We start from the raw sequence: 13,886 nt of genomic DNA, 5'->3' as shown, positions 1-13,886 counted from the left end.
TCCCCCAAACATCAAGTCCGTTTAAACGGACTTGGGCATCGTAGATCGCAGACAGAGAATAAATTCTCTGTCTACTCTGGCTACTATTTTTAAACTCCAAATTCCGAATTCTTTTAGTTACAATTGCAAAACTAGGTCGGCTATGTAAAAATAAACAAGAACGCCTAAAACATCAGCAATTGTGGTAATAAATGGAGCAGACATCATCGCCGGATCGAAACCTAAAAAAGCGAAGAGGAATGGCAGGGCAGCTCCAGCAACTGTTGAGAAAATGGAGAGAAACAAAAGGCTAATTCCGACAATCAGTGCGATAAGAAAATTTCCCTGGAAAAAGTAAGCCCAGATAACCGCTCCTAGCCCCAATACCAAGCCCAGCAAAGTTCCTGCTACGGCTTCCCGGTAGACTACCCAGAGAACGCCGCGATCGCGAATAGCTTCGGTATTTAACCCCCGAATCACGACGGTAGAAGACTGACAGCCGATGTCGCCTGCCGTATCATTCAAGAGGGGGATAAAGGCAGCCAGGACAACCACTCTCTCTATCAGTGCTTCCTGCCCTTTGATAATAATGCTAGCGAGGGCAGTGGTCAAAAGGACGATAATTAGCCAGAGAGCGCGTTGGCGAACCATCCCCATTAGAGAACTGCGAAAATAGCGATCGCCCCGCGATTGAACGCCGCCAAGAGCATGAATGTCTTGTGTCGTTTTTTCGTGCAGAATATCGATCGCGTCGTCAACGGTTACAATTCCTACTAAGCGATTCTCTGTATCGACTACGGGTACGGCCAGAAAATCATAGCGTTGCAGCAAGCGGGCAACTTCTTCTTGAGGCGTATCGGTGTGAACAAAGATAAGATGGCGTTCCATTATTTCGCCGATGGTTTGTTCTGGTTGAGCCATCACCAAAGTTCGCAGGGAGAGATGTCCGGTTAAGCGATGCAGCGCATCGGTGACGTAGAGAGAATAAATCGTTTCGCTAGTCGGCGCTAGGCGGCGAATCGACTCAAAAGCTTGCTCTACCGTCCACTCTTCTTTTAGGGAGACGTATTCTGGGGTCATGATGCGACCCGCCGTATCGGGTTTGTAACCCAACAGCAAAGCCGTTGATTGCCTCTGCTGGGGAGTCATGTGTTCTAGCAGACGGCGGACGACTTTTGCAGGTAGTTCGTCAAATAATCTAGCGCGATCGTCGGGCGACATTTTGTCCACGATATCGATGACATCCTGTCGCTTGAAGTCTTCGATCAATGCTTGCTGGACGCTAGAATCGAGATACTCGTAAACCTCGATCGCCTTGTCTTTGGGAAGTAAACGAAACGCGATCGCCTGAATTTTTTCTGGCAATCCCTCAATCGCCTCAGCAATATCTGCGGGCTGTACAGGCATTAGTACTGTTTTAGCAGCTTCTAAGTATCCTTCTTCAAGTAGGATTTTTAGTTCGGAGCGAACTAACTGCCGCAGTTCCTTGCGAGAGACTAAGGGGTTGGAGACAGATGGATTAGGACTGGAATTTCCACTCAAGACCGCCTCGGTAGGTAGTTGAAAGCTGTAATTACCAACAAAATTTTAAAAGACTTTTGATGATTATTTGCGAATAAGATGAGCGACTCAGCAAATCTTTATTTTTTCCCAACCTTTGCGATGGGGACTAGACCAAATGAAGATGAGATAATTTGAATAGATGTATTACGATATATCAGATGTAGCTACAAAACAAGCAAGAAATTCTCGATCGAGGAGAGTAAAGATGGCGTTAAAAATTGGTAATTTCTTTGAAGAGTTAGGCGAAACCCTAGGAATTCCTGGCGTTGTAGCGGGTCTCGGCGCTGTCGTTCTTGCTCCGGTCGTTATTCCTGCTGCTGCTAAAGTTGGCAAACCCGTGGCTAAGGCTGCTATCAAAGGTGGTATCCTTGCCTACGAAAAAGTGAAAAGTACTGTTGCAGAGACGGGTGAAGTGTTTGAAGATCTTATAGCAGAAGTTCAGGCTGAAATTGCTGAGGAGCAATCTCAACAAGTTCTCGACCCCGACTCGGCATCATCCAATCCTGAAGCCAACTAAAACGGAATTTAGCTACATTACACGCTAATTGTCGAGGTACGGTGATGGATGATAACAACAAAGCGTCACAGCTAACTCAAGCAGTGCCTACAACCAAACTATCCCCCGTTCGCGCCCAGATAATCAGTCAGAGTCCGGGGCGAGTTCGCTTTCGAGTCTCTCATCCGCACCGTCAAAAACGCCACATAGAACCAATTACCGACGCATTGAAACAGCGTCTTGAGATTTATCGAGTCAGAAGTAACGTTGACAGCGGCAGCATCACTGTATACCACGCCAAAGAATACAGCACTTTTGAAGATATCCGTGCTATTTTGCGAGATTTGGGTATTATTATCCTCGATATCACTGGCGAAGAAGCGGCTATTCCTAGCGGAAAATCAGCAGCAGCGGCACAAGTAACGAGCGTTGTTAGCGATCTCGACCAGCGCGTTAAAGAGCTTACTAATGGAGCTGTCGATCTGCGGTTTCTCGTCCCCCTCGGTTTTAGTGCCCTAGCGCTGCGGCAGTTGCTCGCCAAGGGATGGCAACTCGAAATTATCCCTTGGTATGTTTTGGCTTGGTATGCTTTTGATAGTTTTGTCAAGTTTCATTACACTAACGAACCGGAACAGAATCTTAAGGAAGAAGGCGAGAGAATTTAAAAATTGAAGCACTACAGATTAAGTGGATAAAGCGGCTTTAAAGAGGCTACTGGGGATTTAAAGGTTGCCGAAAATTATCAACTATTTTGACTTCAGATTGATAAAAACATATTTAATCCTAAGGATGGATTCACAGAAAATCTATTAGGAGACTAAAACCATCGAGTTATGTTTTGTTATGCTTCGATCGCTAGCTCTTAAATTAGCGTTCGATGATTATTTAACTCTACTATAGAGAAAATCATCTTCAATCGCGATCGGGGATTGAAAGAAAAGTAGTAAACTGGATAGGTGAAACAATTTTTAATATCTGTCAAAAACTATAAAGCCTGGTTCGCATTTTTTCGATGACCGCAACTTTACCAATCCTGCCAACCCAGTATGACCCGAAAGCAACAGAAGCCAAGTGGCAGCAGTACTGGGAAAACAAACAAGTTTTTCAAGCCAACCCCGATCGCGGTGGTAATCCCTATTGTATCGTTATCCCGCCACCAAACGTAACGGGAAGCTTGCATATGGGGCATGCTTTCAATACAGCGTTAATGGATGTCTTGGTGCGCTATCATCGCATGTGCGGTTACAACACGCTTTGCCTACCAGGAACCGATCACGCTAGCATTGCCGTGCAGACGCTCCTAGAAAAGGAGCTAAAGCAAGAGGGGAAAACTCGCTACGATATAGGACGGGAAAAGTTCTTAGAGCGAGCTTGGCAGTGGAAAAAAGAATCTGGCGGCACGATTGTCAACCAACTCAAACGCTTGGGACTCTCAGCAGATTGGTCGCGAGAAAGATTTACCCTAGATGAAAGTCTATCCCGCGCAGTAAAGCGAGCTTTTATCCAACTCTACGAAGAAGGACTCATTTATCGAGGCAATTATTTAGTGAATTGGTGCCCGGAATCTCAGTCGGCAGTATCCGACCTAGAGGTCGAAAGCAAAGAAGTAGACGGGAATCTGTGGCATTTTCGCTATCCCCTAACCGATGGGACGGGTTATGTTGAAGTGGCAACTACTCGCCCCGAAACCATGTTGGGCGATACGGCAGTAGCAGTGAACCCCAACGACGATCGCTACAAGTCCATTATCGGCAAAACCTTGACGCTGCCAATTATGGGGCGGGAAATTCCTATTATTGCCGACGAATTGGTCGATCCTGAATTCGGAACGGGTTGCGTGAAGGTAACGCCCGCCCACGATCCCAATGACTTCGAGATGGGCAAGCGCCATCAACTGCCGTTTATCAACATCATGAACAAAGACGGCACCCTCAATGAAAATGCGGGTCCGTTTGCCGGAGAGGATCGCTTTGTCGCCCGCCAAAATGTGGTTAAGCAACTAGAGGAAGATGGTTTCCTGGTGAAAGTGGAACCCTATCGCCACGCAGTTCCCTATAGCGATCGCGGAAAAGTGCCCGTCGAACCTCTACTATCAACCCAGTGGTTTGTCAAGATAGAACCCTTGGCCAAAAAAGCTTTGACCTGTCTCGACGAAGAAAACTCGCCGCGATTCGTGCCCGATCGCTGGACGAAAGTTTACAGGGATTGGCTAGTTAAAATCAAAGACTGGTGCATCTCTCGTCAGTTGTGGTGGGGTCATCAAATTCCAGCTTGGTACGTCGTCAGTGAAACCAACGGAGAAATTGCAGAGGATACCCCCTTCGTGGTTGCCTACAGCGAAGAAGAAGCATGGGAAAAAGCCAAACGGCAATACGGGGACGAGATTCGGCTAGAACAAGACCCCGACGTTCTCGATACTTGGTTTTCGTCGGGTTTGTGGCCCTTCTCGACGATGGGATGGCCCCAAGAAACAACCGATCTCAAAACCTATTATCCAACAAGCGTTTTAGTCACCGGGTTTGACATTATCTTCTTCTGGGTTGCTCGCATGACGATGATGGCAGGACATTTCACCGGTCAGATGCCGTTTAAAGACGTTTATATCCACGGCTTGGTAAGGGACGAAAATGGCAAGAAAATGTCTAAATCAGCCAATAACGGCATCGATCCCTTAATTTTGATCGATGAATACGGTACTGATGCACTGCGCTATACCTTAATTAAGGAAGTAGCAGGCGCAGGTCAAGATATTAGCTTGCAGTTGAATCGCAAACTGTACGAGCTAAAAGTTATCGAGCGGTTTATAGAAACGTCGCCAAATAAATCGCGCTCTGAAGCAATCTCGGATTTGCAAAAAAAAGTTTTCCCGAACAAGTCAGAATCAGAACTCGGATCGATGTTATCGGAGTTGGCAAAGTTATCAGAGTTGACAAAAGCGTCACCGATGTCGGAGTCGGTAGAAGCCTCGCGCAACTTTGCCAACAAACTCTGGAACGCCTCCCGCTTTGTGATGATGAATCTGGACGGGCAAACGCCCCAACAGCTAGGACAACCCACAACGGAGGCACTGGAATGGTGCGATCGCTGGATTCTCTCGCGCTTTAATCAAGTCGTCCGGCAAACCAGAGATTACATCGAAACCTACGGACTCGGAGAAGCGGCGAAGGGACTCTATGAGTTTATCTGGGGAGACTTCTGCGACTGGTATATCGAACTGGTCAAATCTCGTTTAAGAAAAGACGCGCAAGCCGAATCTCGCCTCGTCGCCCAACAGACTCTAGCCTACGTCCTCGAAGGAATCCTCAAACTTCTGCATCCCTTCATGCCTCATATTACCGAGGAAATCTGGCACACCCTGACGCAGTCAACCGATGAAGTGCTTGCCCTACAAGCTTACCCAGAAGTCGATGCAAGCGCGATCGACAGGGAATTAGAACAATCCTTTGAACTACTTATCGGTACGATTCGCACCATTCGCTATCTGCGGGCTGAAGCAGAAATTAAGCCGGGGGTGAAAGTTCCAGTCATTCTTCAGAGCGAAAGCAATGAGGAACGTTCTACCCTAGAAGCTGGTCGAACCTATATTCAAGATCTAGCCAAAGTCGATCGATTAACCATCGTACCTGTCCTGGAAGAAGATACGGGACAAGTCATTGCGGGCGTTGTCGGAACTATCCAGGCATTAATTCCTCTGTCTGGAATCGTAGACATTGACGCTCTCATCTCCAAACTGGAGAAAAATTTAAGTAAAGTGGAGGGAGAGATAAAATCGCTAACGGCGCGTTTGAATAATCCGGGCTTTGTCAATAACGCTCCTGCGGATGTCGTCCAAGGAGCAAGAGGGTCTCTAGCAGAGGCTCAAAAACAAGCTGAAATTCTGCGCGATCGCTTGCAACATCTAAAAGAACTTTAATGTCTTATCTTGTCAGTTGTCCGCTATTCTCCAATTACGTAGACGTAACGTGTTATGTCTCATCATGACTCCTGCCCCTGACCGATAGGTTATGTTATACCTAGCCCAAGTCACCAAAAATCTAGCTTCTGGCACAATAGAACTTCAGTTACTTGCTTACCAAAAATCCGATAGTATTTGGGGGATAAGTAGCGCAGAAATTATACCTATTGGTGGAGAAAATTCCCTCAGCGAAGGTTTGTTAGTTTTAGTCGAACTCGACGAACGCGGGCAAATTATCGAGCTAAAAAATGCCAAAGATTGGATAGTGGGTCTGATTCAACAGTATATGAGCTGTAGTTCGATTACTCCCGAATTCGTTCGACAAGAACAAGCCCGAATCGAGCAGTGGCGGCAGGAAATAACAGCACAAAGTTTGGAGTTAACCCGCCGCTATCTAGAAGTAGAAACTCAACGAGAACAAATTCAAGAGCTAGAAGCCAGTCTCAAACAAGAAAAAGAACAACTCGAACTTCGTGAGAAACAGCTCCAGCAATTGGAAGCCAGCCTTAAGTCGGATAGGAACGAGCTGGAATCCTAGTTAAGCTAATCTGATTTGACTGAAAATGTATCGCAGGCGATCGTAGTCATCTTTTAACAAGACATTTAGGCTTCTCCCAACTTTGACTAGCCACTCGCGATCGCAATTGCGCAACTGATAAATTTCCCGAATCGCTGCCGCCACTAAAGCTTCTGCGGGTACGTCGCTAACTTGCAGTAAAATTCTTAAAAAATCTAATTCTTCGCTAAAGTAAACGATTTCTGGGGGATCGCAACGATAGACGGCTTGATGGATTTGGGGAGGACGAGGGGGTAAGTATTGATAAATTTGTCCGCGACTGTAACTATGACCGTTGACAGCCAAAGGAGGGGCTTCAAATCCCAGAATCGCCACGCGAAACTCCGTTTTGAGCATGGCAAAAATCTGCGGTTGTTGTTCTCGCAACTCCGCCAAAGATAATCCCAAAGCCACTGCTCGATGCACCGAATCAATGGGAGAAGTGGTAACGTAGGTGACAACCCCAACAATTTTGTTGCCCGATTCTTCGTCGTGCGCCTTAACCCAACTTCCAAAGGGCGGCATCGCAGGAAAGTTTAAATCTTCTGGTTCTAAACATTGAGCCAAAAATCCCGTCGTTGCCGTTTCTATCACCTCGGCAATATGGTTGGGATGGCGATTGTCAGCAGAAAATTGAGGGAGGAGCCGCATATTATACCAATTTGCAATTTGCAATTTGCAATTCGCCGCTGCTCGGTATAACGACCTGCGCGGCGGTTGACAATTCGCAATCAGTAGCGCTCTTTTTTAGCAATGGTATTAGTGGCGATTGGCGGTCGGGGTCGTTTGCACATCCCGTTAACCAATCGCTGACCAATGACTATTTCTTCTTACCCGCCGTTAGCTCGACCTCTTCTAATTCTGACAGGTTGAAGGTCACTAATTTATCCCAGTTGCCGCCTTCAAACAGTACTGCGACTTGACCGTCGCCAACTCTTTGTACCAGTCCTTCAAACAGGTAGTAAGTATCGTCGGGATTGATAACGCGAACGGTTGCGCCTGGCAGAATCATAACCTACTTTTCATTAATCGCTACAGGTTTACTTTACATTAGCTTATCTCTATTCGCGTGCGATCGCTATTGCAGTAGGATTTAAAAAAACCGCTAACCCCCTAGAGAGATTGAACGCCAATCGGGATCGCTCAAAAATCGATCGCGACAAAATAGATGTTTTTCAGACAAACAGCCTCCATTTCAGTAAAATCTTCGAGATAAGCGATAAGCAATGATAAATTCAGGGTCAAACGGTCAATCTACACCACTAACTTGGGTTAAGCAAAATCTCTTTAGCACTTGGCATAACGGTCTTCTAACGATTTTCAGCCTACTATTTCTCTACTGGCTGGGATCGGGACTGATTGGCTGGGCATTTACTCAAGCTCAATGGGGAGTCATTGGTGCTAACTTGCGGCTCTTTTTTGTCGGACTATATCCAGCCGAACTACTATGGCGTGCTTGGACAACTTTAGCAATCATTATGACCTTGGGCGGTTTGTCCTGGGGAATTTTGACGAGGACGGGAGTTTTATTTAACCGGACGACGCTAATGATTTTCGGAATTTTGGGAGCAATCTGCGTTGCTATTGCCTTACCTGCGGGAATTCAACCTAGCCTTCTGCTGTTGGGAATGTTGTCGATCCTAATCTTTGGAGCATTGATAGGACGGCAAGTTGGAAAACGAATTCCTAGTTTAGCTAATTGGTTGCCGCTCATTTGGCTGCTTGCTTTCTTCGTGCTGCTTTGGTTGCTCGAAGGAGGGCTTCTTCTCAGAAAAGTCAAAATCGATGAAAGCGGGCTGATTCTGACGCTATTCGTCGCGATCGCTAGTATTTTCCTGTCTTTTCCCTTTGGCGTGTTGCTGGCATTGGGGAGACAAAGTTCCTTACCCGCGATTCGTTGGCTGTCGATCGCTTACATAGAACTAATTCGAGGCTTGCCCCTCATTGGCATTTTGTTCGTCGCGCAGGTGATGCTACCTTTAGTATTACCTGCCAACGTTCGACTGGAGCGCGTTATGAGAGCGATCGCAGGATTTACCATATTCGCTGCTGCCTATCTCGCAGAAAACGTGCGCGGTGGGTTGCAATCCATTCCTCGCGGTCAAGTCGAAGCTGCCAAAGCACTAGGATTGAATACTCCATTGGTTTTGGGTTTAATCGTACTTCCCCAGGCACTCAAAGCCGTTATTCCTACCATTGTGGGACAGTTTATTAGCTTGTTTAAAGATACTTCTCTATTGGCAATTGTCGGTCTAGTCGATCTGTTGGGAGTCTCGCAATCGATTCTTGCCAATCCCAAATATCTAGGACGCTACGGGGAAATGTATCTTTTCATTGCCGCAATTTATTGGGTTTGTTGTTATTCGATGTCTCTTGCTAGCAGAAAGTTAGAGAAGAAATTAGGTACCGATAATCGCTAAGTCCCATACAAAAGGAAACAATTTTGCGATCGAACGTCTATAAGCAAAAACCAGATTGAAGGTACTATAAAGGGTGCTCGTAATAGATTGAATATATGCCCAAAGCTTACGTAATTGGACTTGGAAGATCGGGAGTTGCTGCTGCAAAGTTACTCAAACAAGAAGGTTGGCAAGTAATTCTAGGCGATCGCGCTGATAGCGAATCTCTACGACAAACTCAGCAAGATCTAGCAATAGAAGGGATTACCGTAAAACTCGGCCATACATTTACTCTCAACCCAACCGACTTGCCCAATCTAATTGTTGTCAGTCCTGGCGTTCCTTGGGACATTCCCATCTTAGTCGAGGCTAGAGAAAAAAGCATTGACACGATTGGAGAAATCGAACTCGCTTGGCGCTATCTTAAGTCTTCTCCTTGGCTGGGAATTACGGGCACCAATGGTAAAACGACCACAACGTCTTTGATTGCTGCCATCTTTAAAACGGCGGGATTGAATGCGCCTGCCTGCGGCAACATTGGCTATGCTGCCTGCGAGTTAGCATTACAAGATGCTCAAACGACAATCCAAAATTCCTACGATTGGATCGTTGCTGAAATCAGTAGCTATCAGATCGAGTCTTCTTGTGAACTTGCCCCCAAAATTGGCGTTTGGACGACTTTTACTCCCGATCATCTCAGCCGCCACAAAACTCTAGAAAATTATTACGATATCAAAGCTTCTCTGCTGAAACGCTGCGACTATCAAGTCTTTAATGGAGACGATCCTTACTTAAGAAGCGCAGGGTTGACCCAGTGGCAGAATGTTTATTGGACGAGCGTTCGCGGCAAAAGTAAACTATTGTGCGAACCGGCGAAGGGAGTCTATCTCGAAGACAGTTGGGTAACGGCTTTTGGGGAATTAATTATGCCCGTACACTTATTTAAAATGGCGGGATCGCACAATCTGCAAAACTTGCTGATGGCAGTGGCAGCGGCGCGGTTAGCCGGAATCGAGAAAGGCGCGATCGCGGAAGCGATTGCTACCTTTCCTGGCGTTCCCCATCGCTTGGAGTATATATGTAATATAGCGGGAATAGACTTTATCAACGATAGCAAAGCCACTAACTACGATGCAGCAGAAGTGGGTTTATCTTCAGTCAAGTCTCCCGCTATCTTAATTGCTGGGGGAGAAGCTAAAGAAGGCGACGATGCGGGATGGATAAATGCAATTCGCGATCGCGCTGCGGCAGTGTTATTAATTGGCGATGCCGCACCAGCTTTTGCTAGGCAGCTGCAAGCGTCGGGTTACGCATCCTACGAGCTTGTTGAAACCATGGAGAATGCGGTAAAACGAGGGTTAGAACTCGCCAAACAAAAAGGCGCGAAGGTGGTGTTATTGTCTCCGGCTTGTGCTAGTTTTGACCAATATCAGAGTTTCGAGCATCGAGGCGATCATTTCCGGCAATTGTGCTTGCAGCTTTGAGATCGAATCCGCGCGATCGCTGAAAGTTTTCTTAGGAGCGGTTATGGCAACAGCAGATCGAATAAACATATTGCCTTCTTTCATTAGTAGTAACATTACAATGCACTACTACGACGGCTTGAGCGACGACTTGCTAACCGCAGGCGTAGGACAAGACGGTTTAATCGATGCGCCGCCAACGGCAGCCGATCCCGAACATCCTACGCCAACAGAAATTCGCCGAGCAACGATTATTAATCAATACAAAGCGCTGGTGGATTTGCGCCCTAAAGCCGGTTATGGCACATTATACGGTCCCGCAGTCCCCGCTCGCTTTTCCACTCCAAGCAGCGATGGCAAAGTAGCAGGAAAAGAATATATCGCTTACGCCGATGATGGCAGCGGGCAAAAAAATGTCACGATGATGGTTCAGATTCCCGATAATTTCGATCGCGCCAATCCTTGCATTCTCGTCGCTCCATCCCCTGGTTCTCGCGGCGTATATGGCGCGATCGCCGTCGGAGAATGGGGCTTAAAAAATCGCTGTGCCGTCGTCTATACCGATAAAGGTACGGGCATTGGCGTACACGATTTAAATACCGATACAGTCAATCGCATTGATGGTACGCGCGGCACTGTCGCTGAAGTTGGCACCAATGCTAATTTTATCGCCCAAGGCACGGCAGAAATGGATTTGGCAACTTACAATGCTAGCTATCCCTTTCGCCTTGCCTACAAGCACGCTCACTCCCAACACAATCCCGAAGCCAATTGGGGCAGAGATGTCCTAAATGCCATAGAATTCGCCTATTATATCCTCAATATAGCAGAAAATTTTGGGTTAGTCTCCGGCTCGGAAGTTTTAAGAACGATTACCCCAGAAAATACTATCGTCATCGCGTCTGGTATCTCCAATGGCGGAGCCGCTTCCTTGCGGGCTGCCGAACAAGATAAACGGGGGTTAATTAATGGAGTAGTCGTATCCGAACCCAATATCAATCCGCGCCAACTGCCAGACGAACAAGGGTTTAGCATCAAGCAAGGAAATAAAATCTATCCCAATAGCGTACACGGCAAGCCGCTATTTGAGAGCATTACTTATTACAATATCTACCAACCTTGTGCGAGTGCTGGCACGGAGATTGCTTTTGGTTGGGATCCCGCAGAAAACGGCGGATTTTTGGCAGGAGCGCCGGGACGCTGTACCGCCTTGCGCGAAGCCGGTTGGTTGCAGGGCAATACCCTAGAGGAACAAATTACCGAATCCCAAAAACTGTTGAATGACTTTGGCACTCTAGAAAACACTAATATTATCGCCCACCTATACAATGCGGCTTTTGTCTACGCTGCGATCGCGCCCTTCTATGCGAACGCTTACGGACGCTTTAGCGTGGTAGATAATCTCTGCGGCTACAGCTATGCTTATAGCGATGGTAGCAATCCTCCCAGCGCTAAACCCAACACAGATTTAGCCAACGATTTTTCCTCCAGCAACGGCATTCCCCCTAGCGCCAGAACAAATTTAATTAACAATTTTGGCAATAAGGGTGCAGGAGTGAATTTTCGCTATAGCGTCGATGCCAATAATAATCTGGATGACTATCTCCAGGGAGCTTTATGCTTGCGACAATTAGCGACTGGCACGACTGGAGTAACGGCAGATACGGGCATTTCTCTCCGCGGCGAGGCAGCTAACTATTGCGATCGCATTCAAGCAGGCATTGAGGAAATTTTAGCCAGCGGGAATTTACAAGGGAAACCGACAATTATCATACACGGTCGCGATGATGCGCTGCTTCACGTCAATTTTACTTCTCGCTCCTACTATGGCTTAAACCAAAAAATCGAGGGCGAAAACAGTCAGCTAGCCTACATTGAAGTCCTTCACGCCCATCACTTAGATGCGCTCAATCAGGCATTTGACATCGATACGCAAATTCCTTTGCATTATTATCTAGGAAAAGCTCTCGACAGGATGTACGACCATCTAAAAAATGGGGCAATATTGCCAAAAAGTCAAGTGATTCCTACAAAACCTTTAGCCAGCACGGGTGGCAGTCAGTTGACAATAGAGGAAAATTTGCCCGATATTGACAGTGACGTTACCTGTGCGATCGCGTTTAGCGATGATGTCTTGGATATTCCTGAGTGTGGCGGTTGCTCCTAGTCCAGTAATCGCATATCTCTACGACTTGGAACGCATCGTTCGGAATCATTTGGTGTCTATTGCTTCCGAACGACAGCGAACGCTATTCTAGGAAATGACTCCGTTTGTCAGTACCGAGTTAGAAATTTTGCCGTTAAGCGATAGTTTTTCTTGGATAGCTCGTTTGTAAGCTGCTTCGTAATCATCCACCATTTTGATAATACTGAAGCGTTGCTCTACATATTCGCGACATTTTCGGCGATCGAGTTCCATTGCTTTGGGAACGGCTGCAATCATCTCCTCTAGACTAGAACAAACCCAACCCGTTTCCTGATGGGCAATGACTTCAGGAACCGAACCCAAATTCATGGCAACTACTGGGGTTCCGGTACACATCGATTCAATCGTGACTAAACCGAAGGGTTCGGACCAAGTAATCGGAAATAGGGTAACACTTGCATTAGCAAAGAGTTGCCATTTCTCTGACAGATCGAGTTCGCCCAAATACTCTATATTTTTGCTATCGATATGAGGAACGATTTCTGCCTCAAAGAAGTCGCGATCGACTTTATCTACTTTTCCCCCCATTTTCAATGGTATGCCCGCCGCACGGGCGATCGCGATCGCGTGTTGCGGTCCTTTTTCTGGAGACATTCTCCCTAAAAAGGCTAAGTAGGGAGGATTTTCTGGTTGCTCTTGAAACGGATAATCTTCTATTCTAATCCCGTTATATACTGTACTGAGGTAATTAAGCTGAGGCGCTCCTCGACGCTGAGCATTGCTAATACTAATATAAGGTTGGTCGCGGTAGCGATCGAAGATTTTGTGATTATCCGATGTGAAGCATCCATGCAGTGTATGAACCACCGATGTTTTTAGCATGGGGACAAAGGGCAATGGGGTTATCCCCGTATGGAAATGAATTAGGTCAAACTCATTTGCCATGTCGGTCACTTGAGTTAGCTGAAGTAACTCGTAGGCGGCGGGTTCTTTGATTGACGGATCGAGACGGAGTGCGCGAGGGACAGTGGCTTTCAGTTCGGCTAAAGTTTCGGAATCTCCAGACGCAAAAAGGGTTACCTCATAACCGCGATTGACCAATTCGTCAGTCAGATGACCGACTACGAGTTCTATCCCACCATAGCCTTGCGGAGGTACTCTCTCCCACAGGGGAGCTACTTGAGCAATTCGCATATAAACTCCTTTAATCGTTTTTACTTGGTTCTTTTAACGACTTGGAAGCCAACTAGACTTCGGTTCGACTGAAAGATAAAAATTATACCAATCTAATTGGGCAATTTTATTCAACAATGAGAAGATAAAAAACGA

11 protein-coding genes are annotated in these 13,886 nt (G+C 46.6%); 7 read left to right on the top strand and 4 right to left on the bottom strand.

The genetic code is table 11. From position 1 onward, the window contains the following. Positions 1-117 precede the first annotated feature (117 nt). On the bottom strand, positions 118-1,521 hold the full coding sequence (mgtE, locus tag PLE7327_RS19100) for a magnesium transporter (protein ID WP_015145416.1): 1,404 nt from the start codon (positions 1,519-1,521) through the stop codon (positions 118-120). Between the two features lie 226 nt (positions 1,522-1,747). Between mgtE and PLE7327_RS19095 the strand changes: the two genes are divergently transcribed. The 4 genes from PLE7327_RS19095 to PLE7327_RS19080 all read left to right on the top strand — a co-directional run bounded on the left by PLE7327_RS19095 (position 1,748) and on the right by PLE7327_RS19080 (position 6,531). Continuing rightward, the gene (locus PLE7327_RS19095) at positions 1,748-2,059 is read left to right on the top strand and encodes a DUF5132 domain-containing protein (protein WP_015145415.1); all 312 of its coding nucleotides are present in this window, start codon (positions 1,748-1,750) and stop codon (positions 2,057-2,059) included. 44 nt (positions 2,060-2,103) lie between these two features. Next, a complete protein-coding gene (locus PLE7327_RS19090) occupies positions 2,104-2,703 on the top strand; it encodes an HMA2 domain-containing protein (protein WP_015145414.1) in 600 nt (199 codons plus the stop codon). A gap of 347 nt (positions 2,704-3,050) precedes the next feature. Further along, positions 3,051-5,951: a valine--tRNA ligase gene (locus PLE7327_RS19085; protein ID WP_015145413.1), complete on the top strand. Its 2,901-nt coding sequence runs from the start codon at positions 3,051-3,053 to the stop codon at positions 5,949-5,951. A 91-nt stretch (positions 5,952-6,042) separates the two neighbouring features. Then, positions 6,043-6,531 carry a hypothetical protein gene (locus PLE7327_RS19080; protein ID WP_015145412.1) on the top strand — a complete coding sequence of 163 codons (489 nt, stop codon included), beginning with the start codon at positions 6,043-6,045 and terminating at the stop codon, positions 6,529-6,531. Here the strand turns inward: PLE7327_RS19080 and PLE7327_RS19075 are convergent, their stop codons facing one another. Together PLE7327_RS19075 and PLE7327_RS19070 are read right to left on the bottom strand one after the other, a co-directional pair. Further along, on the bottom strand, positions 6,532-7,200 hold the full coding sequence (locus tag PLE7327_RS19075; RefSeq protein WP_015145411.1) for an HAS-barrel domain-containing protein: 669 nt from the start codon (positions 7,198-7,200) through the stop codon (positions 6,532-6,534). 169 nt (positions 7,201-7,369) lie between these two features. Further along, positions 7,370-7,561, bottom strand: a complete 192-nt coding sequence (locus PLE7327_RS19070) for an NAD(P)H dehydrogenase subunit NdhS (protein WP_015145410.1) — start codon at positions 7,559-7,561, stop codon at positions 7,370-7,372. A 214-nt stretch (positions 7,562-7,775) separates the two neighbouring features. Between PLE7327_RS19070 and PLE7327_RS19065 the strand changes: the two genes are divergently transcribed. The 3 genes from PLE7327_RS19065 to PLE7327_RS19055 all read left to right on the top strand — a co-directional run bounded on the left by PLE7327_RS19065 (position 7,776) and on the right by PLE7327_RS19055 (position 12,578). Beyond that, positions 7,776-8,969 (top strand): amino acid ABC transporter permease, encoded by a 1,194-nt coding sequence (locus tag PLE7327_RS19065; protein WP_015145409.1) that lies wholly within the window; start codon positions 7,776-7,778, stop codon positions 8,967-8,969. A gap of 95 nt (positions 8,970-9,064) precedes the next feature. Further along, positions 9,065-10,432 (top strand): UDP-N-acetylmuramoyl-L-alanine--D-glutamate ligase, encoded by a 1,368-nt coding sequence (gene murD / locus PLE7327_RS19060; protein ID WP_015145408.1) that lies wholly within the window; start codon positions 9,065-9,067, stop codon positions 10,430-10,432. Positions 10,433-10,475: 43 nt separating this feature from the next. Then, on the top strand, positions 10,476-12,578 hold the full coding sequence (locus PLE7327_RS19055) for a 3-hydroxybutyrate oligomer hydrolase family protein (protein WP_015145407.1): 2,103 nt from the start codon (positions 10,476-10,478) through the stop codon (positions 12,576-12,578). Positions 12,579-12,665: 87 nt separating this feature from the next. On the opposite strand, the gene PLE7327_RS19050 is transcribed toward PLE7327_RS19055, so the two are convergent. Next, positions 12,666-13,751, bottom strand: a complete 1,086-nt coding sequence (locus tag PLE7327_RS19050) for a glycosyltransferase family 4 protein (RefSeq protein WP_015145406.1) — start codon at positions 13,749-13,751, stop codon at positions 12,666-12,668. Positions 13,752-13,886 lie beyond the last annotated feature (135 nt).

The sequence above is a fragment of the Pleurocapsa sp. PCC 7327 genome (assembly GCF_000317025.1).
GTDB lineage: Bacteria > Cyanobacteriota > Cyanobacteriia > Cyanobacteriales > Microcystaceae > Hydrococcus.
The sequence above is the reverse complement of the archived record's forward strand: the minus strand, read 5'-3'. Positions and strand labels throughout refer to the sequence as shown.

Bases quoted from the DNA above. Each gene is read 5' to 3' on its own strand.
- PLE7327_RS19095 (WP_015145415.1), top strand. From the start codon at position 1,748: ATGGCGTTAAAAATTGGTAATTTCTTTGAAGAGTTAGGCGAAACCCTA.
- PLE7327_RS19075 (WP_015145411.1), bottom strand. From the start codon at position 7,200: ATGCGGCTCCTCCCTCAATTTTCTGCTGACAATCGCCATCCCAACCAT.
- murD (WP_015145408.1), top strand. From the start codon at position 9,065: ATGCCCAAAGCTTACGTAATTGGACTTGGAAGATCGGGAGTTGCTGCT.
- PLE7327_RS19090 (WP_015145414.1), top strand. From the start codon at position 2,104: ATGGATGATAACAACAAAGCGTCACAGCTAACTCAAGCAGTGCCTACA.
- PLE7327_RS19070 (WP_015145410.1), bottom strand. From the start codon at position 7,561: ATGATTCTGCCAGGCGCAACCGTTCGCGTTATCAATCCCGACGATACT.
- PLE7327_RS19065 (WP_015145409.1), top strand. From the start codon at position 7,776: ATGATAAATTCAGGGTCAAACGGTCAATCTACACCACTAACTTGGGTT.
- PLE7327_RS19055 (WP_015145407.1), top strand. From the start codon at position 10,476: ATGGCAACAGCAGATCGAATAAACATATTGCCTTCTTTCATTAGTAGT.
- PLE7327_RS19050 (WP_015145406.1), bottom strand. From the start codon at position 13,751: ATGCGAATTGCTCAAGTAGCTCCCCTGTGGGAGAGAGTACCTCCGCAA.
- PLE7327_RS19080 (WP_015145412.1), top strand. From the start codon at position 6,043: ATGTTATACCTAGCCCAAGTCACCAAAAATCTAGCTTCTGGCACAATA.
- PLE7327_RS19085 (WP_015145413.1), top strand. From the start codon at position 3,051: ATGACCGCAACTTTACCAATCCTGCCAACCCAGTATGACCCGAAAGCA.